Annotated in this window: 21 protein-coding genes and 1 pseudogene; 10 read left to right on the top strand and 12 right to left on the bottom strand. The window is 42.4% G+C overall.

Annotated features, from left to right (window positions below; translation table 11 throughout):
- Positions 1–106: 106 nt before the first annotated feature.
- The 3 genes from G1O98_RS07575 (at position 107) to G1O98_RS07565 (ending at position 3,253) form a co-directional block, all read left to right on the top strand.
- Positions 107–1,234 (top strand): type IV pilus twitching motility protein PilT, encoded by a 1,128-nt coding sequence (locus G1O98_RS07575; RefSeq protein ID WP_163928133.1) that lies wholly within the window; start codon positions 107–109, stop codon positions 1,232–1,234.
- A gap of 114 nt (positions 1,235–1,348) precedes the next feature.
- Positions 1,349–2,572: a type II secretion system F family protein gene (locus G1O98_RS07570; RefSeq protein ID WP_163928131.1), complete on the top strand. Its 1,224-nt coding sequence runs from the start codon at positions 1,349–1,351 to the stop codon at positions 2,570–2,572.
- 120 nt (positions 2,573–2,692) lie between these two features.
- Positions 2,693–3,253, top strand: a complete 561-nt coding sequence (locus G1O98_RS07565; RefSeq protein WP_163928129.1) for a hypothetical protein — start codon at positions 2,693–2,695, stop codon at positions 3,251–3,253.
- Between the two features lie 126 nt (positions 3,254–3,379).
- On the opposite strand, the gene G1O98_RS07560 is transcribed toward G1O98_RS07565, so the two are convergent.
- Positions 3,380–4,384, bottom strand: a complete 1,005-nt coding sequence (locus G1O98_RS07560; protein WP_163928127.1) for a saccharopine dehydrogenase-like oxidoreductase — start codon at positions 4,382–4,384, stop codon at positions 3,380–3,382.
- Between the two features lie 581 nt (positions 4,385–4,965).
- Here G1O98_RS07560 and G1O98_RS07555 point away from each other — a divergent pair.
- The 4 genes from G1O98_RS07555 (at position 4,966) to G1O98_RS07540 (ending at position 7,313) form a co-directional block, all read left to right on the top strand.
- Positions 4,966–5,727 (top strand): hypothetical protein, encoded by a 762-nt coding sequence (locus G1O98_RS07555; protein ID WP_163928125.1) that lies wholly within the window; start codon positions 4,966–4,968, stop codon positions 5,725–5,727.
- A gap of 489 nt (positions 5,728–6,216) precedes the next feature.
- Entirely contained in the window at positions 6,217–6,426 is a 210-nt protein-coding gene (locus tag G1O98_RS07550) for a DUF2997 domain-containing protein (RefSeq protein ID WP_163928123.1), read from the top strand.
- A gap of 39 nt (positions 6,427–6,465) precedes the next feature.
- Entirely contained in the window at positions 6,466–6,852 is a 387-nt protein-coding gene (locus G1O98_RS07545; protein WP_012406942.1) for a DUF1257 domain-containing protein, read from the top strand.
- The gene (locus G1O98_RS07540) at positions 6,852–7,313 is read left to right on the top strand and encodes a ferredoxin (RefSeq protein ID WP_114080210.1); all 462 of its coding nucleotides are present in this window, start codon (positions 6,852–6,854) and stop codon (positions 7,311–7,313) included. Before G1O98_RS07545 ends, G1O98_RS07540 begins: the two co-directional genes overlap by 1 nt.
- 123 nt (positions 7,314–7,436) lie before the next feature.
- On the opposite strand, the gene G1O98_RS07535 is transcribed toward G1O98_RS07540, so the two are convergent.
- The 3 genes from G1O98_RS07535 to G1O98_RS07525 form a co-directional block, all read right to left on the bottom strand.
- The gene (locus G1O98_RS07535; RefSeq protein ID WP_114080211.1) at positions 7,437–7,721 is read right to left on the bottom strand and encodes a YiaA/YiaB family inner membrane protein; all 285 of its coding nucleotides are present in this window, start codon (positions 7,719–7,721) and stop codon (positions 7,437–7,439) included.
- Positions 7,722–8,088: 367 nt separating this feature from the next.
- Positions 8,089–9,729, bottom strand: a complete 1,641-nt coding sequence (locus G1O98_RS07530) for a DUF4335 domain-containing protein (protein ID WP_163928121.1) — start codon at positions 9,727–9,729, stop codon at positions 8,089–8,091.
- Positions 9,730–9,980: 251 nt separating this feature from the next.
- On the bottom strand, positions 9,981–10,586 hold the full coding sequence (locus G1O98_RS07525; protein ID WP_114080213.1) for a DUF3038 domain-containing protein: 606 nt from the start codon (positions 10,584–10,586) through the stop codon (positions 9,981–9,983).
- Between the two features lie 754 nt (positions 10,587–11,340).
- Between G1O98_RS07525 and G1O98_RS40630 the strand changes: the two genes are divergently transcribed.
- Complete coding sequence (locus tag G1O98_RS40630) at positions 11,341–13,674, top strand: calcium-binding protein (protein ID WP_163928119.1); 2,334 nt, start codon at positions 11,341–11,343, stop codon at positions 13,672–13,674.
- A gap of 215 nt (positions 13,675–13,889) precedes the next feature.
- On the opposite strand, the gene G1O98_RS07515 is transcribed toward G1O98_RS40630, so the two are convergent.
- The 5 genes from G1O98_RS07515 to G1O98_RS07495 all read right to left on the bottom strand — a co-directional run bounded on the left by G1O98_RS07515 (position 13,890) and on the right by G1O98_RS07495 (position 19,094).
- On the bottom strand, positions 13,890–16,328 hold the full coding sequence (locus tag G1O98_RS07515; protein WP_163928117.1) for an endonuclease MutS2: 2,439 nt from the start codon (positions 16,326–16,328) through the stop codon (positions 13,890–13,892).
- A gap of 196 nt (positions 16,329–16,524) precedes the next feature.
- On the bottom strand, positions 16,525–16,821 hold the full coding sequence (locus G1O98_RS07510; protein ID WP_163928195.1) for a DUF2288 domain-containing protein: 297 nt from the start codon (positions 16,819–16,821) through the stop codon (positions 16,525–16,527).
- 108 nt (positions 16,822–16,929) lie between these two features.
- On the bottom strand, positions 16,930–17,967 hold the full coding sequence (locus G1O98_RS07505) for an AI-2E family transporter (protein ID WP_163928115.1): 1,038 nt from the start codon (positions 17,965–17,967) through the stop codon (positions 16,930–16,932).
- Between the two features lie 232 nt (positions 17,968–18,199).
- Positions 18,200–18,424, bottom strand: coding sequence for a hypothetical protein (locus tag G1O98_RS07500; RefSeq protein ID WP_163928113.1), 225 nt, complete (start codon positions 18,422–18,424; stop codon positions 18,200–18,202).
- 31 nt (positions 18,425–18,455) lie between these two features.
- Positions 18,456–19,094 (bottom strand): lysophospholipid acyltransferase family protein, encoded by a 639-nt coding sequence (locus G1O98_RS07495; RefSeq protein ID WP_163928110.1) that lies wholly within the window; start codon positions 19,092–19,094, stop codon positions 18,456–18,458.
- 134 nt (positions 19,095–19,228) lie between these two features.
- Here G1O98_RS07495 and G1O98_RS07490 point away from each other — a divergent pair.
- Both G1O98_RS07490 and G1O98_RS07485 read left to right on the top strand, forming a co-directional pair.
- Positions 19,229–19,687: pseudogene (locus G1O98_RS07490) on the top strand (protein kinase); the annotation flags it as partial.
- 11 nt (positions 19,688–19,698) lie between these two features.
- Positions 19,699–20,256, top strand: coding sequence for an ATP-binding protein (locus G1O98_RS07485; RefSeq protein WP_163928108.1), 558 nt, complete (start codon positions 19,699–19,701; stop codon positions 20,254–20,256).
- Here G1O98_RS07485 and fabD read toward each other — a convergent pair.
- From fabD to plsX, 3 genes are all read right to left on the bottom strand, one after another.
- Positions 20,222–21,118: an ACP S-malonyltransferase gene (gene fabD / locus G1O98_RS07480; protein WP_163928106.1), complete on the bottom strand. Its 897-nt coding sequence runs from the start codon at positions 21,116–21,118 to the stop codon at positions 20,222–20,224. The two genes, G1O98_RS07485 and fabD, sit on opposite strands and share 35 nt — an antisense overlap.
- Positions 21,119–21,206: 88 nt before the next feature.
- On the bottom strand, positions 21,207–22,199 hold the full coding sequence (locus tag G1O98_RS07475) for a beta-ketoacyl-ACP synthase 3 (RefSeq protein WP_163928104.1): 993 nt from the start codon (positions 22,197–22,199) through the stop codon (positions 21,207–21,209).
- A 119-nt stretch (positions 22,200–22,318) separates the two neighbouring features.
- The gene (plsX, locus tag G1O98_RS07470) at positions 22,319–23,341 is read right to left on the bottom strand and encodes a phosphate acyltransferase PlsX (protein WP_012406928.1); all 1,023 of its coding nucleotides are present in this window, start codon (positions 23,339–23,341) and stop codon (positions 22,319–22,321) included.
- Positions 23,342–23,501: the final 160 nt, after the last annotated feature.

The raw sequence follows: 23,501 nt of genomic DNA, 5'->3' as shown, positions 1-23,501 counted from the left end.
ATTAGTCATTGGTTATTAGTCATTAGTTGATGCTTCGTAACTTTAAACAAATGACAAAAGACAAATGACAAAGGACAAACAATAAACATTAAAAGGAAGCAGAACTATGGAAATGATGATTGAAGACTTGATGGAACAGTTGATTGAACTGGGTGGCTCGGATATGCATTTATCCGCAGGTTTGCCTCCCTACTTCCGCATCAGTGGCAAACTCACTCCCATCGGTGAGCATGTATTGACAGCCGATCAATGTCAAAGGCTGATTTTTAGTATGCTCAACAACACCCAGCGTAAAACCTTAGAGCAGACCTGGGAATTAGATTGTTCTTATGGTGTTAAGGGTTTGGCTCGCTTTCGGGTGAATGTTTATAAAGAACGTGGTGCTTATGCCGCTTGTTTACGGGCATTAAGTTCTAAGATTCCTAACTTTGAAAAATTAGGTCTGCCAGATATAGTGCGGGAAATGTGCGATAAGCCCAGAGGACTTATTCTAGTGACAGGCCCTACAGGTTCCGGCAAGACAACTACCCTAGCGGCAATGATTGACTTGATCAACCGCACCAAGGCAGAGCATATTTTAACGGTGGAAGACCCAATTGAATTTGTCTACGAACCAATTAAAAGCTTGGTTCACCAACGACAACTGGGTGAAGATACTAAGAGCTTTGCTAACGCTTTGAAAGCAGCTTTGCGGGAAGATCCAGATATTATTCTGGTGGGAGAAATGCGCGATTTGGAAACGATTTCTTTGGCGATTTCCGCAGCAGAAACAGGACACTTGGTATTTGGTACTCTCCACACCAGTTCCGCCGCCCAAACTGTTGATCGGATTATTGACGTTTTCCCTCATGAAAGACAAACGCAGGTGCGGGTGCAGTTATCTAACTCATTAGTAGGAGTATTTAGCCAGACTTTGGTATCCAAGAAAAACCCTAAACCTGGTGAATATGGTCGGGTGATGGCTCAAGAAATTCTGATAGTCACTCCTGCTATTTCCAACTTGATTCGAGAAGGCAAAACATCTCAAATTTACTCAGCTATTCAAACTGGTGGCAAATTGGGGATGCAAACTCTGGAGAAGGTTTTAGCCGATTTTTACAAAGCCGGAACCATTTCCTTTGAAGCTGCGATGTCTAAAACTTCTAAGCCAGATGAAATCCAACGTCTCATCGGGAATTCTACACCGCAAGCAGGCGCAGGTGCAAAACCTGGTGCAGCGGCCAAAGCGCATTAAAGGAATTAGGGAGATGAAGGAGATAACGGGAAAAGGGAACAAAGAGTAATAACTCCTAACTCCTAACTCCCCACTCCCCATGCCCAATGAATAACAACTATTTTGAATTTATTTATGCCAAACTTTGTTGCCCGTGTTCGGGATTCGCAAGGAAAATCTCGAACAGAAAAAATTGTTGCCGAATCCTTAGTACAAGCCCGTACTAATCTGAGAGATCAAGGTTTTGTAATCCAAGAACTCAAGCAATCTCAAGGATTTCAACCAGATATTGCCTTCAAAAAATTCCAGAATTCCTTAGTTAAGGTTTCTGTGAAAGACAAAGCAGTTTTTTCCCGTCAATTTGCCGTTTTGATGAATGCGGGAGTTGCGATCGTTAGAAGTTTAGGGGTACTTTCTGAACAGTGTAGTAATACTAAACTCAAACAAGCCCTAGTTGAGATTAGCACTGATGTTCAAAGTGGAATGAACCTTTCAGAGGCAATGCGGAAGCATCCTGACTGCTTTGATGGGTTATATGTGAGTATGATTCAAGCCGGTGAAGTGGGTGGTGTTCTAGATGAAGTATTGAATCGTTTAGCTAAGTTGTTAGAAGATGTTGCTCGTCTACAAAACCAAATTAAATCAGCATTATCTTACCCAACTGTTGTGGGTTTTATAGCAGTTGCAATCTTTCTCGGTATGACCATTTTTCTTATTCCCATTTTTGCAAAGATTTTTACAGAAATCGGAACTCAACTACCGCCTCTAACACAATTCTTGATGGATGCTAGTCAATTTTTAAGAAGTCCGAAGGTTTTTGTACTTATTGCTGTTCTTGTAGGAGCGAAAATTGCCTTTACACAATACGGTAAAACTCCTGTTGGTCGCATAACACTTGATCGTCTTTCCCTCAAGCTGCCATTGTTTGGTGACTTAATTCAAAAATCTTCAGTTGCCCGCTTTAGCCGAACTTTTGGTTCTTTGACTCGTTCAGGGGTGCCAATTTTAACTTGCTTAGAAATTGTCCGAGATACATCAGGAAACCAAGTAATTGCCAATGCCATAGACGCAGCTCGGATGGAGATTCAACAGGGAGGTATGATTAGTCTTGCTTTACAAAAAGATGCCGTTTTTCCGGCTATGGCAATTCAGATGATTAGTATTGGAGAAGAAACTGGAGAACTAGATGCAATGTTGATGAAAGTTGCTGATTTCTATGAAGATGAAGTTGAGCAAGCAGTAAAAGCAATGACTAGTATTTTGGAACCAGTGATGATTGTAGTTTTAGGTGGGATGGTTGGAACTATTTTGCTAGCAATGTATTTGCCTATGTTCGCGGTCTTTGAAAAGCTGGGATAAGGGATTAAGAGTTAAGAGTTAGGATTTAAGGGTTTAAGCTCTTTACTGTTCATCCTCATTTTTAACTCTTAACTACTTAATTTTATTTCTAACTCCTAACTCCTAACTATTTAATCAACCATGACTGTGCAAAAATCTCACTATGAAGCGAGTTTGGCAGAGTACAGCAATCATCTAGCTGCGATCGCCTTACTAAAGCAATATCGGCCATACTTAGAGATGATTCCCAGTCTGCGCCGTCCAGATGAAAGTGTTATCACTATCCCCTTGCCAATTGTCCGGCTTCGCAATACTGCGACAACAACTCCACAAACAATCTGCTTACCCTGTGATGTGGCAATTTTGATGTGCGATCCAGAGTGGAAAATCAAAACTGGAGCCGAAATTTTAGTCTTTATTCATCGCGCTCACGAAGACTTTTCTGATTTGTTAGGACGTTGGCGACAAACCCAAGTTTTCCTAGACAATGATTATGAATGGTTAATGCCTCTCCGTCACAGTCATATTTTGAGTGAGGGGGCTAATATTATATATCCTTTGTTCGTTGTGTTTAGTGATACTTTAGAACGTATCCAACGAGGACTCGTAGGGGCCGAACTTCCATTTATTATACAAACACCAGATTCGCTGCTTGAAGAGGATGTGACAGATATTTTTTGTCCAGAAATCCCACCAGCTTAGAAAAAATTAGGAGTTAAGAGTTTTCAATTGCAACTTTTAAACAAAACCAGAGATTTTGAAGTCTCAAGTTTAGTTTTTAACTCCTAACTCCTGTAAAGACGCGATTAATCGCATCTCTCGTAATTATTACCTGACAAATTGGGGCATAATTTCAGCAGCAGTGAATATTCCATAAATGCCACGTTGGTGCAATTGTCTACCAGCTTTGAGATAGCCAAAGGCAGGGCCGCAGACATTAGCTGCCATGCTCGTTTCATCTCCTAGAGTAAAGGTATGAGTGGAAATCTTACCTTCAAAGGTGCGTCCTGTTACCTTAACATTGGTGCTGAGGGGCTTTTTCGGATTGCGAGTATCGACTACACCACCAACAGTAACGCGATCGCGATCGCAAATTCCCGCTACTTCTAGCATGACATCATCAGCGTGTTCCATATTCTTTAAGGTAAGCACGCCATTAGTTTTATCTAGTAGTGCTTCTACTTCTGCGTCAGTCATTGCCCTAGCGGTTTCCACTGTGTAACCAGGCATGTGGCCAATATCTTCCCGAACAGTGGCGCGGTAAGCTTCCCAGTTGGCAATTCCGACTCCAAAGGTTATTTCGACTTGATGAATTTCGGCGTAGCTTTGGGCTGCTAATGCGGCGGCGGCGGTTAACAATCCGGGTGTTGCACCGCAGCCTGTCATATAGGTAATCCCGGCGGCTTGCAGTTCTTCTTTCATCGCCAGTAATTGTTCTACGGCAGTGGTGCGCTTAATTGCATCCACTAGCACTCCACGCCAACCAGATTTGATAAACTCTTTCGCTACAGAGGGGATAAAATCGTTTGGTAGGTTAGGTAAAGCCAGAAAATACCCATCTACAGGTTGAGCTATTTTAATTACATCTTCAATACTTTGATTTGTTAATGTACCAACTGGCTCCAAATAACCTACGGAATCTTGGGATTGGTAGGTTGCAATGCATTCTTGAGTATTTAAACCTTCAGCAGCATAAGCGTAACCTTTTTGATCTGCGGCTGCGACTAAAACCATTTCCTGTTTAGCAGCAAGTACTTTGGCGGCGGCTTGTCCGAGTCCGCCGAAACCTAGTACTCCTACACGTATCGCTGACAAGATATTTGCTGTACTCATAGTCAATTACTGAAGTTGAATCACAAGCCTTCAAACTTTACCATCTCAGCTTGTGGCTGATGGCTGACAGCTTTTAGCTATAAAGGTTAATTATGCTTCATTATCCTGGTTAGTTCTCTAAGCAAATCAGTTTTTTCACCAGAAATTCTTGCTGAGTGATTTAGGCTTGGGCAAATTTTCACGCAAAATAGCATCAAAAATATAAAGGATTGCGAACACCCCGACTACCACAATTAAGAACATGGGTATAAATCATGGTTATTTTCACATATTCGTTACTGAGTAACTCTTAACCATCAGGAGCATAAGCTTAAGTAAGTCGGCGAGCATAACTCAAACTATATGAATTAATGTAAAACATATTGAAATTATTTCGTAGTGAAGGACTTAACCCTACTTGAGAGCTTCAGCCCTCACTACAAAACTTGTTAATTTGTTGAAAACGATGGTGGGCATTCAGGAGTACCGGACATCGCTGTGTTTGTTTGAAACATAATTTTGCGAAATATTTTTCATTGCTTGAAATAAAATTAAACAGGAAAAGTGTTTAAATAGGAATTGATGTAAATGTTAGTTGAGATATGCGATTCGATGAATTAGAAAAAGAACGTCAACGCAACCGAATTCTTGCTCAAGAAAGTTTTTCTGAACGCATATCAGTTATAAAAAATTGTATTGATACACAGCATGAATATATTGAATTATTTTTCGGTTTGCTTCAACATCGTCACCTTACGCAGCACGGTGATGCAGAAAAACCAATATTTTCAGCAGTGATCAAAAATGAAATTGCTCTTTACTCAAGCCTAATATTGACTTTAGACGGTTTACACGGATCAGGTTTAGCTTTACTACGATCAGTCTATGAAGCTTTAATGATTGCAAAGTTTGCTTCCATACGAAAAAGCGATAATCTTATCTCGAAGTGGATAGCTGGAGAAACAATTTATTTTTCAAATGCAATTTTGAAGAAAATTGTTACACCAGAACTTAAAGAGTTAAAAATTCTTTGGGGAGCATTGTGTAACGTATCCCATGCAACTATTTATTCATATCAAGTTTTCACCAGGTTTGAAGATGTAGAACAAGAAGTAGCGGGCAATCTTGCTATTTTGATAATGTTATTAGGTTGCAATTTTCACTTAATTAATAAGCACTATGTTACTAGAGAAATGGCATATTTAGCCAAAGAATATCACAGGGAAGAGGGTGAGTTTCAACGTCGCCGAGATGCCGCAAAGATTGCTGTCCAAAAAGCTACAATATTTATTTCTTCTCAGGCTCGGGAAGTTATTAGAGATTATTCAAGGGTTTGGCAACTAGCTCCTTCTATAATTTCATAAATCTAAAGGAGTGGTTTCACTTAATAATAATTAGAGATTACTTGCCACAACGTACTTAAGAGGTACAGGGCAGCGAGTGAGCTTTCAGATACACTGTACTGCATCCAATCCAAGTAAAAAACCTTACTTAAAATAAGACCGACCGAATGGTAATGATAAAGTTTTTCAAGAATTTTTATATTTTTGTAACTCAACTAGCTGGCTATACTACGTCTAATGCTTATTTTTAGGACTTTTGCCGCTTAATTGGCAGGCTCGGTTGTTACCTTGACTAATCGATGAGGTTAAGAGAAACTAACTAAATACTGATGTGACTGCTTATAAATTTAATAAGTTTTGTAAAGATTCTGAGATATATATGTTGAAAGATGGAACATTATTTAACAAATGGCAAGTTTGTATCTAAGTAAAAATGTTCCTACGGCTATATTTATAGCCTTCTGCTAAGGCAGTACAATTTAAGCGTACTTATCCTGGTTGGCCAAGAGCATGGAGACATTAGAGTTCATAATCTATCCAGACGGTCGGGTACAAGAGAAAGTCACTGGTATTGTGGGTGCTTCTTGCGCGGAGGTTACAGCAGCAATAGAGGCGCAATTGGGGCAAGTACTTAATCATGAGCCAACCTCAGAATATTTCGCCGCGAAGTTGCAGCAATCTAATGTGGCGAATACCCACACCACTTACAGCGATTGGTAAGTTTTCACAGTAGTTTAGTGTTATTAATTCACAACCACCATGTCACACTTTAGCCAAATTAAGACTCAAATCCGTAACCTTGATTCTTTGAAAGATGCTTTGACTGAATTGGGCGTAGACTGGAAACCTGGCCCACGCGAAGTCCGTGGCTATCGCGGTCAAACCCATCCTGCGGAAGTTAGTATTGAGCAGGAAAATGGCTATGATATCGGCTTTAGATGGAATGGCAAGGAATATGAATTAGTAGCTGATTTGCAATATTGGCAGCAAGACCTTTCTGTGGATGGATTTTTGCGCCAGGTAACACAGCGCTATGCTTATCAAACAGTTGTGAAAGAAACTGCTCGTGTTGGTTTTCAAGTCTCTGAACAACAAAAAAATGAAGATGGTTCCATTCGTCTGGTAGTACAGCGCTGGAGTGCGTAATGGCTGATTTTCTGCCGTCGCCGGAAGAACAAGAAGATAACCGTTCCGGTTTGGAACCAGAATTAGGGGGTTTTTTACGGGATGCCCCAGAACGTTCTGGTTTAGAACCGGAACTGGGCGGTTTGTTGCGCCAAAATGGTGTTTATGTTGATGAAATCACCTGTATTGGTTGCAAGCATTGCGCTCATGTTGCACGTAACACCTTTTATATTGAACCAGATTACGGGCGATCGCGCGTGGTTCGGCAAGATGGAGACGCTGAAGAAATTATCCAAGAAGCAATTGATACTTGCCCGGTTGATTGTATTCACTGGGTTGATTACACTGAATTGAAAAACTTAGAAGCAGAGCGCAAATATCAAGTAATTCCTGTAGTGGGTTATCCGGTAGAACAGGCCGTTGCTGCTAGCGAACGTCGGCGTAAAAAGCAAAAGTTAAAGACAAAAAAATCTCGTTATTAACAAAAAACATTAAATCAATATAATAAAGGACTGGGTATATCCAGTCCTTTTGCTTTTCGTAATATAGTTAATTTCTGACAGCTTTTTGGTAAGTCTTTTAATCCAAAATCGTTATGGTTGGCTTCATTTGAAATTTAGAGGATCATGTTGTGAAAGTAATTTTTCTACTTTAGCCTCGTCTAACCTAGCGGTTAATCTTCTATTTTCATGCAAGTCTCTAGTAGTTTTCGCCAACGTAAAAGTTGAGCCAACAGAGAAAGCCATACCCATACCCATAAAGCCCTTGACCCAACCATTTACAGGTAAGTTTACAATGCCGAAGCTGGTCATAGAAATAGAAATCACAAAAGCTGCCCAAGTTTGAATAACCCAAGCTGGACTGTCTTTTTGAGTACCAATTGTTTGCATATTTCCTAACTTTGATATTTGATATGAGTGATTTATACTAATTCGTAATTACAGCTATTTTCAGGTAAATAGACCACGCACTAGGGTATAGCATTACTATGCCTCTGCGTCAGATGTGCTTCAAATACATGAAAGCTGCTGTAAAAGGCATCAGATTTTATCTGGGTTTCCAGACTTGTATCTGTAGTTTAATGTTGAAAAAGTGGTGTTAAAAGAATTGTATTCATTGGTAGGTTTACTGTTATCAACAGTAAGACCAGTTTGGTAACTGGGCTCCGAAAGATAAGCTCAAGAGCAATTGAAGTAAATAGAAACTGGCACAAAGTTTGTACCAGTTTTATAAGTGGCATTAAACAGATTAATTTACTTATTCATCTGGAAAAGTCTGTACCTTGCCATCAGGACTGAGAACAACTCGAATTCTGACATCTTGTCCGCGTGTATTGGCGGAAACAAAAGGTTTACCAACTTCAGGCATCCCAGTGCTATCAACGAATTCTCTTGCTGCCTTATTAAGAGGAAAAATTCGTTCAACTGTGCCGTCAACACTGACTATCAGACTGTACTCTAATGTTTGTCCTAGTCCAGTAGGTGGTTGCCAACGCTTTTTTAGGTATTCTCTAGCTTCTGCTACTTGAGGTGTATCAAATAATGTACCAGTAGCCACTTCTCTGGATTTAGGGGTTTTACGTGCATCTCCTAATTGGTCGATGAATGGATTGTTCTCCGCAGTTCTAGACGAAGGAAGTTGTGAAGCGGGTTTTTCTCCAGTAGAAGGTTGCTGTAGGGAATTGATTCTTTCGTCTAGCTGTTGTGAGTTTAGTGCAGAGGTATTGCCACGATTATTATTTGGTATGCTCTCAAGAGACGGAGGGAGAACTGGTGAGATATTAGTTGGTAAGCTGCCTGGGTTAGAAGATAGTCTGGGTGGCAAATTCCGCAACTGAGGGAGAGTTCCAGCTTGGGAATTTGACCCTGTAGGGTTCTGTCCAAGATTTGGTACTATGGCGATTTCCTGTCCTGGGATTTTACTTGATGGTGAGTTAGCGAGGCTCGCCGTTCGCGTAGCGTCTCGCAAAGAAGGCATCGCTCGATTACTAGGAAGGGTTGCAGTGTTGCCCTGAGTTGTTGTCAGTGCATTATTGGGAAATAGAGGTTGCGGTGCAGAAAAACTAGAACTAGGGGCTGTTAAAGGTGCTTGGGGCAAAGTAGATGTGGAAAGTGGAGGAGTGGAACCTAGCAAATTATCCGATGGAGGGATAATTCCAGGTTCAGGCGTAGGAAAGTTTAGTGAAGTTGAAGGTTCTAAGGCAGTCTTTACTGCTGCTGGATCTGATGTTTTAGCTGTTTGCTGTTCCTTTCCCCTAATGCTGTTAGCATATTGCCAAGTAACTGGTAAGAAACCTATACCTAACACTAATACTGCGGCAACAGGTGCCCAAGCAGGGAACCTCAGAGTCGAACTCGTGCTGTTGAGAGTTGGGAGTGCCATAACATCAGTTGAGTATTCATCTAAAGCACTTGCCAAATCGAATAATTGCAGCAGAGTGAGTTTAATTACGGGGCCAGATGAGTGGTTGGTAAGAGAACCGAGAAATAAGTTGTGAGTTAAATAGCTGCTTGGTTCTAAGCGGATATTTGCCCCAGGAAACTGGGTGCTAAAGGAATTTAATGTTTTTGTTGAGGACTTTAATTCCGGCTCACCCATTGCTGTGCCTGATTCCTGGGTACCGGAGAAACTTACCCAAAAGCTTTCTGGAGACTGTTGAAGGAATTGCTGTACGTAGTTTGTGACTGCATCACATAAAGCTTCAAGTTGCTCGCGATCGCCCCGAATTGGAACTCTGTGTTCTTCTGGGAGTCGGGGATCATCAAAGCGTAGTTCAAAGCTTAGGTGTTTGAGGACAGTTTTCCCCATCCAACGGGATAGAGGCGAGCTTTGGGCGAATACTTCTAGCGTACAAGTAGGTGGTGTGTAGCGACGAATTACAGAATTTGATAGAGGCATGGCAGGAACTGCGAGGAAGACTATTTGGGATTTTGCAAAAAGTTAAGCCAGTTGCTTGCAAAGAAAAGTTAAACGGTGGATTCCTTCTGAGTGAAGGAAGTTGGTCAGGTTTCTTTCGTTATGTAGTCTTGTACTAGGAGGAAGCATTGCTGATAGTGCATCGCTCAAGAGCTAATGACGATCAAAAGAGTTTCCCGATCTAGCAAACAAATCACAAGCAAATTTTGATTGAGGAATTTCAAATTTCAAATCTAAAATTTTGTCGAACCGTCTATAAGTGCTAGCCAGAGACGGCGATGTCCACCAGGGGCGCTGTAAAAAAGTAAATCTACAAGCAGTTTTAGTGCCAGGTTAGTAAGCAAATCTGTTGAGATTTTCTCATCCTCTTCCATGCGCTCTTGGTAGGTGTTGCAAAAAGCATCAATATAGTCTCCAAGTAAGGCAGCTTGGTGAGGTTCCCGGTTATTTTCTGCCATTTGTTCCAACAGACCGACAGCGCGGCGAATCAATTCCTGGTGCTGTTTGGCTAAGTAGCAGATGATCAGAACAAGCGATCGCGCTTCTTCGACATCTAGCTTTTTCCGCCCTCCTTGACCTTTGCGTAGGGGATTTGATTGGCGCAATCGCCATAAAGCTACGCGGTCTGGCACTCTTGACTCTAAATTCAGATCAGTTGCCGCCGAAAGCATAGCCTCTGAACCAATCCCAGTTAAGGTTTCTAGCGCCAACAGCACCAAGTCTAATTGGGTTTTGATATTGTCCCATTGAACTGTGTTTGGGGCTGGAAGCTTGATTAAATCCTCCCACTGAGAATTTGGCGTGGCTGAGTTGGCGGCCGAGTGCATAACTTTTAGCATAGGTGATCAAGCTGATAGGGGATGTTGCTGTTACCCATTTTGAAACCAGACTCTCAAGCATCAAACTTGGTTTCCCATAGCTATGAGCCAGAGACTTCAGCTAGATTTTTCTATGTGGTAAACAGCATGTATCTTTGTCCTACTCTAGATGAAAATTTATTTTCAACAAAGTAGAAAAGTATCAATTCTAATTAAGGTTTACCTGACTTTCACTGCTAATTCCGTACAAGAGTATAAATAAACAATGTTACGATTTACCCAAATAATAGCGAAAACCCTAATTCTTAGGTAGGGGCAATTCATGTAGACGCAAAGCAGCTTCCCGCAGGGTATTGCCCCTACAGCGTGTGGTTTTGCCTAAATCCTAAATCTTAAGAATGCTAACCCTAATTATCGCTAAGTAATTATTTAGAATACCTCCTAATTTATTTGCGGTTGGAAATTTTGAAATTTCTTGATGTTTATTACTTAGTCTTCATGTATTCCGAGAGCGACGATATCACTTGAAATACTTTATTCGCAAAGAGTGTAACCCAGTACCCTTTTCTTCTTCTCTGTAAATTTATCAGTAAATAATGTAAAGAGTATGCAAAGATGTACCTGCAAGCAAAGATACTTAAGTAAATACAGTAGTATATGGTCAGTATTGGGTTGTTAAGGTGTTTTCTATTTTCAAGCTAAACATCTACGCAGAATTGCTCCCAAACAAGGTATAAAAATATCGAAATAGTTGACTATTAGGTAAGTAAAAGTTATGGAAAACATCATTGGAACCGACAGTAATGATACACTGTTCGGCAGTCTCGACGCTGACACGATTAACGGTCTTGCAGGGAACGATACCATTAGACCTAACGGGGCTTATGGGGGCTATGATACCGTGACTGGTGGTGGTGGTAAAGATCAATATTACTACTACAACTACAATATCGATAGTATCATCACCGATTTTGGTGGCGTAGGTAAAGGAACAAACCCAACCGCAGCAGTTATTGCCGAGGTGGACACTCTAAATTTCCAAGGCTATGGCTTCACTGCCCAAAATCTGCTACTGACTCAGAATGGCAGCAATCTGGAAATCTCCTTTGCAGCATCGGGTAGTCCCAAAGTCATCCTGGAAAACTTCGCCCTAGAAAACCTAGATAACCTCAGCAAATCTACAGGAGCCACCGTAGATTTGGGTAATATTCTGTTTGATGGGCAAACTAGCATTAGTGACAGCTTTGATGTCTTCAATGCCAACTCCACTCAAAGCACAATCTTCAGTAAGAATACAGTCACCTTCCTTAATGATTTGAATAACAATGTTAACGGCTTTGACAACTCAGATGATGTCATAAATGGTCAGGGTGGTGATGATATTATTGACGGCAAGAGTGGCAACGACTTGCTGCGAGGTGGTGAAGGCAATAATACTCTCATTGGTGGCGCTGGCAACGATACCTTGAACGTTGAATATTCAACAGGTGATAACACTCTCAACGGTGGCACTGGTAACGATACATTAACGGCTAGCGGTTCAACAGGTAATAACCTGCTCTCTGGGGGCAATGGCAATGATTATCTTGACCTTTCTGGCTACTTATCCAGCTTCGAAAGCTCAGGCCAGTTTTTCTCCTTCGACTCTCGCTCAAGAGGCAATAACACCATCAACGGAGGTGCAGGTGACGATACATTGAGAGCTAGCGGTTCAACAGGTGATAACCTACTCTCTGGGGGCGATGGCGATGATTATCTTGACCTTTCTGGCGTCTTTAACGCCTACAGGGGTTATTCCGACTCTCGCTCAAGAGGCAATAACACCCTCAACGGAGGTGCAGGTGACGATACATTAACGGCTAGCGGTTCAGATGGCGATAACCTGCTCTCTGGGGGCGATGGCAATGATTTTCTTGATATTTCTGGCGACTACATCTCTTACGACTCTTACGGTTATTTCTCCCCCTACTCCGACTCTCGCTCCATAGGTAATAACACCCTCAACGGAGGCTCAGGTAACGATACATTGGGTGCTAGCGGTTCAACAGGCGATAACCTACTCGATGGGGGGACAGGTGATGATTTGTTGTTTGTCGATTACAAGAATGCTATCGGTGGGATCGCTACAACTTTTAATGCCACCACTAACATTGGCTTAATTACAGCAGGCACGAGTGGGATTAACTACAAGAATATTGAACGATTAAATATCTCAGGTACAGCCTTCGATGACAATATTGTGGGGAACTCTGGCAATGATACGCTCTCTACGGGATCTGGTGGCAAAGATACGATAGATGGGGGTAATGGTGATGATTTGTTATTCGTCAATTACAAGAATGCTATCGGTGGGATCGCTACAACTTTTAATGCCACCACTAACATTGGCTTAATTACAGCAGGCACGAGTGGGGTTAGCTACAAGAATATCGAACGATTAAATATCTTAGGTACAGCCTTCGATGACAATATCGTGGGAACCTCTGGTAATGATACGCTCTCTACGGGATCTGGTGGCAAAGATACGATAGATGGGGGTAATGGTGATGATTTGTTGTTCGTCGATTACACCAATGCTACAGGGGGGATTACTTCGACATTCAATGCTACTAGTAACACTGGCTCAATTACAGCAGGCACGAGTCGGGTTAGTTACAAGAATATCGAACGATTAAATATCTTAGGTACAATCTTTGATGACAATATTGTAGGGGGTTCGGGCAATGATACGCTCTTCGGGGGCAGTGGCAATGATACCCTCTATGGAGGGGATGGTACTGATACCTTTGTTTTCAATAGTTACGGTTACTATGAAGGCGTTGCTAGCCTTTATGACTTCAACGCCACCAATGAATATGCCACCAATGAAGTGATTCAGGTATCGGCTAATGGTTTTGGCAGTGTCGGTGGGTTATCATTAGGCACGCTCTTGGCTACTCAGTTTACCATCGGAACATCTGCAACCACTACCGAAGAGCGATTTATCTACAACAGCGCGACAGGTGGACTGTTCTTCGACCAAGATGGTAGTGCTGGGTCTACTCAGGTGCAATTTGCACAATTATCTGCTGGATTGTCACTAAGCAACTACAATTTTGTAGTTGTTTAATCGGAATTAGTGCTTTGCCATCACTAAGAGGTACGCTTTGCGAGGTGTTATTTTTAGCATCTCGCAATCGAATGCGAGAGCGTTAAATCGTGGCGAATTGAGGGTTAAATTTTAAACGCATAGGCGCTTCGCATTCCCGCAGGGTAGTCACGCAGAGAATTCGCTTGCTTAGGTATTGCAACTAAATGTTCAAGTAACATAAGCATTCCTGCTTTTTATTTTATGTGAGCAACGGTAACACCAGTGCCGCCATCTGCTTGTTCTGCTGGTTCGTAGTTGTTCACTCTGGGATGCTGTTGCAAAAATGCGTGAACTCCTTGCCGCAGTTTCCCAGTACCGTAACCATGAATAATCCAGACTGGGCCAGTAGCTTCCGAAATAGCTTTATCTAAAATATATTCGGCATCAGCTACCCGTTTACCACGCAAATCGATGGTATTTTTGGAAGTCCGAATTTCTGGGACAGCTGGCGGTGGGGGGGTTACTGCTGCTGGGGTTGGTTTGGCTTTAACAACTGGTTCGGGTTTTTGACCATCTAGAGATTCTACGTCTTGCAACTTCACGTTCATCTTCATTAGCCCAAAGCGAACGCTTAACTCGCCATCCTCATCAGGGGCGGTGATCACATCTGCTATCTGTCCCAATTTTGGAATGCGGACGCGATCGCCTACTTTGGGCATAAAACCAGCTTTTGGTTTTGCTGGCATTGCTGGCTGATATTGCTGGCCAATTTGATTCAAAGCATTGGTGGCTTGCTGGGCTTCTTGGGCTGTGGGCGTACCTTTCTGCAAGCGGCGGATAACTTGGGCAATTTCACCTTTTGCTTGAGCGATCGCTTGCTGAACGGCTATTTCTTGTGAAGCCCGCAAACTGCTTTCCCTCTCTTCCAAACTTGCGGCTTTTGCGGATACTTCTTTGTATAAGCGTTCCGCTTGCTGCAACAAACTTTGGGCTTCGGCTGCTTTGGTTTCCTGGCGGCGGCGTTGGGCTTCTAAGCCAGCAATCACTTGGTTAACTTCATCTGTGGCCTCTCCCACTTGGATTTTTGCCTCTTCTACCACTTCTGGTTTTAATCCCAAACGTAAGGCAATGGTTAAGGCATTAGAACGTCCGGGGATGCCCCACAGCAGACGGTAAGTAGGCGAGAGAGTACTTTCGTCAAATTCTACAGAGGCATTTTCAAACCGCTCGTCTTCGTATTTCAGGGCTTTTAATTCGCCGAAGTGAGTGGTGGCGATGGTTAGTTGGGCATGGTTAGCGAGATATTGCAACAAGGCGATCGCTAGGGCACTTCCTTCAACTGGATCGGTTCCTGCGCCGACTTCATCAAGTAAGACTAGGGATTGGGGATTGGGGATTAGGGATTGGGGATTAGGAATTTCTTTTTCCCTAGTCCCCAGTCCCAAGTCCCCAGTACCCAATGCTTCTAAAATCCGACTAATGCGGCGGATGTGTCCAGAGAATGTGGATAAACTTTGCTGTAAGGATTGTTCATCGCCAATATCTGCCAGCACTTTGTCAAACCAAGGAATTTCCACCGGTTCGCGGGCGGGGACAAATAAACCCACTTTGGCCATCAATGCTGCTAAACCCAAGGTTTTTAAGGTTACAGTTTTACCGCCAGTATTTGGCCCGGTAATGGTTACAACCCGAATTAGCGGGTTGATCAGCAAATCTACAGGAACGACTGGTTGCCCTTGTTCGTGCTGTTGTTGCCACACTAACAGAGGATGTCGTAAGTTCCGTAAGGTAATGATTTCCTTGTCTTCACGCTGGATAAATCGCGGGGGATTCGCTCCTAGCCAGAAACTATAGCGGGATCTAGCGGTTGCCAAATCCAAAGTGGTGGCGATCGCTAACAATCTCTCTAAATCTGGTTTGACTGCGGCGACTTGTTCAGTCAAAATACGGCGAATCGCTTCTTCTTCCGCTTGCTCTCTTCGGATGATTTGCCGTAGTTGGTTGCCTAGAGGTACTACCGAATTCGGTTCTACGTAAAGGGTTGCACCACTGGTAGAGGTATCGTGAACAATACCAGGGATGGCATCTTTTTGCGGTGCTTTTACAGGGATGACAAAGCGATCGCTGCGTTGCGTAATTAGCTGTTCTTGAACTGCCCCAGATTTTGCCTGTAAGATGTTTTGCAGCTTTTGGGTAATTTGGCTGCGTAATCGCCGTAAATCTGTGCGAATTTCTCCCAGTTTTTGACTCGCGCGGTCAGTTACCTGGGCCCGTTCATCAATACATCGGTGAATTTCTTGTTCTAGTTCTGGATAAGTCCGTAAATCGGCAACTAACTCAGTCAGTATTGGCAAATCTTCCTGATTGTCGATAACACGGCGCAAACTTCTAGCACCAGCGAGGGTGGTGGCGATCGCTAACAGTTCTTCCCCTGCCAAAACTCCACTGCGTTCTGCTCGTTCTAAGGAATCGCCAATATCTTGAATTCCCTCAAATGACAGTCCCGTAGTCAGGCGACTTTCCAGTTGGTAGACTTCTTTGGTTTGCTCTAACAACTGTTCGCTTTGGGTCTGAGAATCGGGTATTTTCAGATGACGCGCAGCTGTCGCCCCCAGCTTAGTTGCCGCGAAGGTGGCAAGGTGCTGGCAAAGGCGATGCCATTCTAATAATTCTAAGGTTTCAGATTGGATCAAGGTTTCAACATCTAATCTGAAATTATCGTAACAATTCTAGCTCCTAGATGGCTAAATCTTAAAGGAGAAAATTTCGCTTTATTTAAATCAGCCAGATAGTGTGTGGTAATAACCAAGTAATAAATAGCACATTAAGCTATTTTTTCTGAGAAACTATTCCAACATCTATTGTCATCGAAAATAATAGAGAACTAATTTAAGTAAGAACTATTTCCTTCACCAAAACGTAAGGCTGAACGATGAGAGTATTAAATCGCTTACTGCGCTCAAGATTCCATTCTCCCACCTGTACCGTTGTGGGTTTGGTAATTAATTGCTCATCAATCCACTGTTGTACTGATGGAATGTTATCACTGGCGATCGCTACTCCAACATCCACCAAGTTTAACTCCGGTGCTACCAAAATTACTGCATCTCGTTGTACATGAGGAATTAGCCACTCCCACTCTGCCTCATCCAAAATTTCTGTTAATTCCGCTCTTAAATCCGACATCATTCATCAATTTGTATTGTCTAACAAATTATTTTACATTAATTACTACAGACGCGATTCATCGCATCTCTATTCCCACCTTTTGTAGAGACGCGATTTATCGCGTCTCTAAACTTCAGATTTCATTTCATCAATTTCAAATAAAGATACAATTACTCCTGCGATTGGAATAGATATAAAAACACCTAATAATCCTGCTACTCTAGCACCTACTAGCAAAGCAAAAAATATCACTACAGGATTAAGATTCAGCGCATCTTGCATAATTCGAGGCGAAATCAAATTGTCTTGTATCTGCTGGAGGACAATACAAGCTATCAAGACTTTCAATGCTAACCAAACACCTTGAGACAACACAAATAAAGTCACTGTGCTTACTCCTAATGTCGCTCCAATACCAGGAATAATATCAAGGAAACCAACTATTATTGATAATATCAAAGCAAATGGTACTTTTAATATTAAGAAAACTAGGAAAGTTGTACTTGTGAGAAATGCACTTAATAGTAACTGTCCTCTAAAAAATCCTAAAAAAGACCGCCTGATTATATTTGTAAATCTATTACGGCGATGTTTAGGGACTATTTTTAAAATAAAATTCCACAATTTGTCTCCATCCAATAGCATGAAGAAAGCCACAACTGCAATCAAGATAAAAGTCACAAAATTCGTCATGAAGCCTTGTAAGATAGCCAAACTAGTCACAAGGCTTGATACAGCTTGATTTCGCAATTGTTCTTCAATGAAACTTAAATCTATTTGTAAATTCCGGCTTCGCAAAAATGCTTCTAGTCCTTCTAATAAAGGTACTAAAGAATTTAAAAATACAGTGATACTATCAATTAATTCTTGTCCTTGAGATAAAACCGTTAAGCCCACGGTAATTATCAGACCGCCTATAATCACAATACTGAGTAAGAAAACTAAGCCAACAGCTACACCGTGAGGCAAAAAACGTCGCAGTCCTTGTACAGGATAGCTGAGTAAAAAAGCCAAAATTGCCGCAAATGTAAAAATAACAATGACTGCTTCAAAGTAAGCTAAAAGCTGTACAATTGCCCAGCCAGAAGCAACTAAAAGCAAAAAGCGGACTAACGCCAGATTATTTAATCGCTCCCAAAAATTCTTGGCTTCAAAGCCGCTCATAATGCTGTTTAGGGTGAAATTGCTGGTAGATTTGCCTAGCAGTTGCATTTAAGCACAAAGTCTGATGTCATTGCTAGAGCAGATTGACCTTAAACATACAGAGGTTAAGGGGCGATCGCTACCTCCTTAAAGCATATACAGCAGTTTTCTTTCGTATGAAGTACAAAGCTACTGGTTTGGAGGCAGGGGCAGAAACTCTTTATATATGATTTTTAGTCTTGCCTTTTATTCCTTATTTACCAAAAAGGGGAAAAGGGGAAAGGGTAAGGGGGAAAGGAAAGGATAAAGAACTTTTCCCCACAAGGTATAAAGCCCCTATTTTTAAATAGGTCGAATAAAAAAGAAGATTTTTAAGACACGCAGTGCGATAAAAATCAGTGTCCATATTTGAAACCCCTGCTTTTAAGTTACTGGTTCCCTTTCCCCTTTCCCCTTTTCCCCTTTCCCTTTCTTCCATTTGGAAACTGCGTTATCTGAGCTTGTCTAGCTTATCGTCCTAAATCATGCATTTCGTTAATTACCGTGGCACACTTTTGTGTCAACGCCTCCAATTCTTCTTTATTAGTGGAAGTGGGAGCATCAATCAAGCTACCAATTCTCACAGTGATGGGAACTGCGTGAGGTAGAGACGAGCCTTTTTGCAAAATCTTCTCAGTACCCCAGACACTTACTGGTAATATTGGGGCTTTTGCTTTCGCAGCTAGCAGCAGTGCGCCTCTTTTGGGGTCTGTAATTCGACCATCTGGGGTGCGAGTACCTTCCAAGAAAACACCAACAGCCCAACCTTTATTGAGATATTCTAGGGCGGAACGGATAGCATTGCGATCGGCATTTCCCCGACTCACCGGGTAAGCACCATACAGTTTAATCGCTTGCGCCAAAACTGGGATTTTAAATAACTCTTCCTTAGCCATGTACGCCACAGGACGACGTACACAATTAGAGACAATCGGTGGGTCAAAGTAACTAGCGTGATTACTTACTACTAATAACGGCCCTGATTGGGGGACATTTTCCGTACCATGAATCTGGCCCCGAAAGTAAGCGTGAAGCATGGGGCTGACGACTGACCATTTAAAGGCGTGGTAAAGTGCCAGACTGATAAACGGTTCGCGGTTTTTGTCCACAGAAGATAATGCAAATCAAACTGAATTTAGCATAAGCGATCGCAACACCCAGATCAAACGCAAAAATGCTATAGAGATGAATTACTTCACCCATCGGGGAACACTAAATCTAGAAATCTTTATAATTTAACTGTATGTTTCCCACTACAGTCAGTATTCCTAGATACAAGGTTAGTGAACAACTCTACAACGGTTCTCGAACCCTGGTTTATCGTGGTTATCGAGATACTGACTCATTACCTGTAGTGATTAAATGGCTCAAAAATCCTTATCCGAGTTTCAGCGAACTCTTATCGTTTCGTAATCAGTACACCATAGCTAAAAATCTCAACTCACCTCTAATCAGCCAAACCTACAGCTTGGAACCGTATCAAAATGGCTATGCATTGGTAATGGAAGATTTTGGCGGGATTTCTCTTAAAGATTATTTCACCTCTGACCAGACGCGACATACCGCTTTTCTACAAGAGTTTTTACGAATTGCGATCGCACTGTGCAACACCTTAGATATACTCTACCGCGAACGGATTATTCATAAAGATATCAAACTCGCCAATATTCTAATTAATCCCGAAACCAAACAAGTTAAATTAACGTGAGTTCGATGAACCTCTCCCTCTCCGAAAAGGAAAGGCAGGAGCAACGAAAAATTCAGCTTTTTACTCCCCTCTCCGACACCGAGAGGGGTTGGGGGAGAGGTCAAATAAGACTTGTCGAACTCACGTTAAAAAACTATGGTAAATTGCCTCCGGCGATCTGCTACCCTGGACAACTCAATCAGGTATTTATGAATATTCTGTCTAATGCTATTGATGCGTTAGAAGATGCAAATCAGCAGCGCACGCCTACAGAAATTGATTTACATCCCAACACAATTTGGATTCATACTTGCTTGGTATCTGAAAACCAAATCAAAATTTCCATTGCAGATAATGGTCTTGGAGTTCCAGACACAATTATAACAAGGTTATTTGACCCCTTTTTTACAACTAAAAATGTGGGTAAAGGATCTGGATTAGGTTTAACTATCAGCTATCAAATTGTTACTGAACTACATCTTGGTAAACTTAATTGTAATTCCACACAAGGATTGGGTGCAGAATTTGTTGTCACCCTACCTTTAAAAGCTAAAAAGATTCAACAGCAACAGGTAAATCAGTAGCACTCTGGATATTTTGTAAAATCAAATCAGGGCTACTACGTTTAATCAAGCCAGTTAATACTTTACCTGGACCAACTTCTACTACTCGCTGGATACCGTTAGCTGGTAATTGCAAAGAAATTTCTCGCCACCGTACAGAACCAGTCATTTGTTTGTTGAGGCGCTGCTTTAAAATCTCGGCATCAATAGACGGAATTGGTTCTACATTAGATAAGACTGGCACAGTAGCTGGTTGAAATTCCACAGATTCTAAAATGTCTTGGAATTCCGCAGCTGCTGGTGCGATTAAATGTGAGTGAAATGCTCCAGAAACTTTTAGGGGAATAGCACGCTTGGCTTTAACTTGAGTCATCACTGCTTGTACAGCCTCAGTCGTGCCTGAAATTACCACCTGAGCCGAACTATTATCATTTGCTAGAACCACATCAGGCGTTTGGGCAATGACTTTTTCCAACTGTTCGCGGTCAAAGTTCATCAAAGCTGCCATCATCCCACCGACGGCATTATCCATGAGTTCTGCACGACGCTTTACCAGATATAAACCAGCCGACCACTCAAAGACACCCGCTACATAAAGGGCAGAATATTCTCCTAAACTGTGACCAGCAACTAAATCTGGCTGGTGTCCTCGTTCTCGAAGCAGGTCAGCAAGAATGCTTTCTATCACATAAAGACTTGGCTGAGTATATAGCGTCTGTGATAACTTCTCTTCTTGAGTTTGACAAATTTCAGTTACAGACCAACCCAAAATATCCTCAGCTTTGGCAAGCTTGTCTTTAGCGGACGGTATATCTAATAAATCCATTCCCATTCCCAGCGCTTGGGAACCTTGTCCGGGAAACACCCATGCAGTTTTTGTCATTTGTCAATAGTCAGTGGTCATTGGTCATTTGTCATTGGTCATTTGTCATTCACAAAGGACAAATGACTAATGACAAATGACAAAATATTTATCTTCCCCATTGAAAGATTGCCGCGCCCCAAGTAAGACCGGCACCAAAGCCGGATGTCGCAACGATGTCATTGGGTTTAATTTTACCTTGTCGCACTGCTTCATCCAAAGCTAAGGGAATGGAAGCAGCTGAGGTATTGCCGTACTGGGCGAGATTACTTATAACTTTATGTTCTGGGATATTTAGACGTTGAGCAACTGCATCGATAATGCGCTGATTAGCTTGATGCAACACTAGCCAATCTATTTGGTCAACCTTAAGGTTAGCTTGAAATAAGGCTTTATCTATGATTTCTGGGACTTTTTGCACAGCAAAGCGGTAGACTTCTTTGCCGTTCATAGTAATAGGTTGATAAGTACCTTTAGTGATATTTACACCAGGGAGCAATTCTTGGGAAGCGCCTGCATAAGCAAGATTGAGGTGATGGTTTTGAGTACCATCACTTTTAAGAGCAAATCCTAATAAGCGATCGCTTTTAGAAGCCTGTAATACTACTGCTCCTGCACCATCGCCGAATAGTACACAAGTCCGACGATCTTGCCAATCTACCCAGCGAGAGAGGATATCTGCCCCTATCAACAGTACATTTTTATAGACACCTGTTCTAATATATTGGGCTGCTGTAACCAGACCAAACACGAAGCCAGAGCAGGCTGCTGTCAAGTCAAAGGCGACTGCGTTGGTAGCTCCTAATTGAGCCTGTACTTGACAAGCACTACCAAACAAATCATCAGGGGTGGAAGTCGCTAGCAAAATTAGGTCTAGGTCTTCTGGTCTAATTCCTGAAGCTGCGATCGCGCGACTGCTGGCAGCAGTAGCTAGTCCACTTAAGGACTCAGATGACACCGCTAATCGTCGTTGGCGAATTCCCGTTCTTGTGGCAATCCACTCGTCTGATGTTTCAACTAGTTCAGTTAATGTCTGGTTGTGTAGGGAAGTTGCTGGTACTGCCGAGCCACTTCCGGTAATTGCTATGCCTAAGTTTTCCACTCCTAATCTCCCAAGCTATCAGCTTTTGTCCTTTGTCATTTGTCCTTTGTCATTTGTCCTGTGTCATTTGTCCTGTGTCAGTTGTGCTTGACAAATGACTAATGACTAATAACTAATGACTAACCGCTTTCGCGCTCTAGGATATATTGGGACTGAATTCGTTGTAGCACCTGGTTGTCAACAGCTTCTTTAGCCATGCGAATAGCATTGAAAATTGAAGGTGCTTGTGAGCTACCGTGACCGATAAAACAAACTCCTGCCACGCCTAACAACAAAGCACCACCATGTTCGGCATGATCCATGCGTTGCTTAACTCGCTTCAGGTTTGGTTTTAAGAATGCTGAACCGATTTGACCATGCAATCCTTGGGGTAATTCTTCCCGCAGAATTTGCAGAATCACTTCTCCAACTGCTTCGGCAAATTTTAACAGTACATTGCCCACAAAGCCATCGCAGACAATTACATCGAAGTGACCGGAAAGCACATCACGCCCTTCGGCATTGCCAATAAAATTAATTTGAGAATTTTCGCGGAGCAGCTGGTGGGCGCGGACGGCTGCATCATTGCCTTTAGAGTCTTCTTCACCGATATTCAACAAACCCACTTTCGGTTCGGTTGTACCTAAGACATACTGACTGTAAGCCGATCCCATGACAGCAAACTGCTCTAAAAATTTCGGGCGGCAATCTACATTTGCGCCGACATCAAGAACTAACACTGGCTTACCAGCAACAATTGTCGGAAAAACGGTCCCGATTGCTGGACGATCGATTCCCGGCAATCGCCCTAAGCGGAGCAAAGCTGATGCCATCGCTGCCCCAGAGTGACCGGCAGAAAATACGGCATCTGCCTTTTGCTGCTTGACTAAATCCATTGCCACATTGATAGAAGCCTTGCGTTTGCGTCTAACTGCATTTAAAGGCTCCTCATCCATCGCGATCGCTTCCTCAGCAGGAACGATCTCCACCTGCGCTAAATTCGTTTTTGGCGGCAAGGCAGCTTCTATTTGTTGGGGATCACCAACAAGTAATATTTCTACACCCAATTCTTCCTTTGCTCGCAGTGCGCCAGCAACGATTTCACCGGGTGCGTGATCCCCTCCCATTGCGTCAATTGCGATCCGTACGCGAGTCGATCCCATTGCTCAGAGCTTTTAGAAACCTTATAAATTTTACCAGATGGCTTTGCCGAAAAAGCTTAACTTTCTGACTGCCAAATTACTTCTGTTACTATTGCAACAATTTTTGCTGGCAAGCTCAAGATAGCACGAATTGGGAAATGGGGAATGGGGGATGGGGAAT

It is taken from the genome of Nostoc sp. UIC 10630 (assembly GCF_010747425.1).
GTDB lineage: Bacteria > Cyanobacteriota > Cyanobacteriia > Cyanobacteriales > Nostocaceae > Nostoc.
Note: the sequence above shows the minus strand (reverse complement) of the source record. Positions and strands in the feature narration are given on the sequence as shown.

Bases quoted from the DNA above. Each gene is read 5' to 3' on its own strand.
- plsX (WP_012406928.1), bottom strand. From the start codon at position 23,341: ATGGGATCGACTCGCGTACGGATCGCAATTGACGCAATGGGAGGGGAT.
- G1O98_RS07570 (WP_163928131.1), top strand. From the start codon at position 1,349: ATGCCAAACTTTGTTGCCCGTGTTCGGGATTCGCAAGGAAAATCTCGA.
- G1O98_RS40630 (WP_163928119.1), top strand. From the start codon at position 11,341: ATGGAAAACATCATTGGAACCGACAGTAATGATACACTGTTCGGCAGT.
- G1O98_RS07560 (WP_163928127.1), bottom strand. From the start codon at position 4,384: ATGAGTACAGCAAATATCTTGTCAGCGATACGTGTAGGAGTACTAGGT.
- fabD (WP_163928106.1), bottom strand. From the start codon at position 21,118: ATGACAAAAACTGCATGGGTGTTTCCCGGACAAGGTTCCCAAGCGCTG.
- G1O98_RS07555 (WP_163928125.1), top strand. From the start codon at position 4,966: ATGCGATTCGATGAATTAGAAAAAGAACGTCAACGCAACCGAATTCTT.
- G1O98_RS07545 (WP_012406942.1), top strand. From the start codon at position 6,466: ATGTCACACTTTAGCCAAATTAAGACTCAAATCCGTAACCTTGATTCT.
- G1O98_RS07530 (WP_163928121.1), bottom strand. From the start codon at position 9,729: ATGCCTCTATCAAATTCTGTAATTCGTCGCTACACACCACCTACTTGT.
- G1O98_RS07505 (WP_163928115.1), bottom strand. From the start codon at position 17,967: ATGAGCGGCTTTGAAGCCAAGAATTTTTGGGAGCGATTAAATAATCTG.
- G1O98_RS07550 (WP_163928123.1), top strand. From the start codon at position 6,217: ATGGAGACATTAGAGTTCATAATCTATCCAGACGGTCGGGTACAAGAG.
- G1O98_RS07540 (WP_114080210.1), top strand. From the start codon at position 6,852: ATGGCTGATTTTCTGCCGTCGCCGGAAGAACAAGAAGATAACCGTTCC.
- G1O98_RS07485 (WP_163928108.1), top strand. From the start codon at position 19,699: ATGAACCTCTCCCTCTCCGAAAAGGAAAGGCAGGAGCAACGAAAAATT.
- G1O98_RS07575 (WP_163928133.1), top strand. From the start codon at position 107: ATGGAAATGATGATTGAAGACTTGATGGAACAGTTGATTGAACTGGGT.
- G1O98_RS07565 (WP_163928129.1), top strand. From the start codon at position 2,693: ATGACTGTGCAAAAATCTCACTATGAAGCGAGTTTGGCAGAGTACAGC.
- G1O98_RS07525 (WP_114080213.1), bottom strand. From the start codon at position 10,586: ATGCTAAAAGTTATGCACTCGGCCGCCAACTCAGCCACGCCAAATTCT.
- G1O98_RS07510 (WP_163928195.1), bottom strand. From the start codon at position 16,821: ATGTCGGATTTAAGAGCGGAATTAACAGAAATTTTGGATGAGGCAGAG.
- G1O98_RS07500 (WP_163928113.1), bottom strand. From the start codon at position 18,424: ATGGAAGAAAGGGAAAGGGGAAAAGGGGAAAGGGGAAAGGGAACCAGT.
- G1O98_RS07535 (WP_114080211.1), bottom strand. From the start codon at position 7,721: ATGCAAACAATTGGTACTCAAAAAGACAGTCCAGCTTGGGTTATTCAA.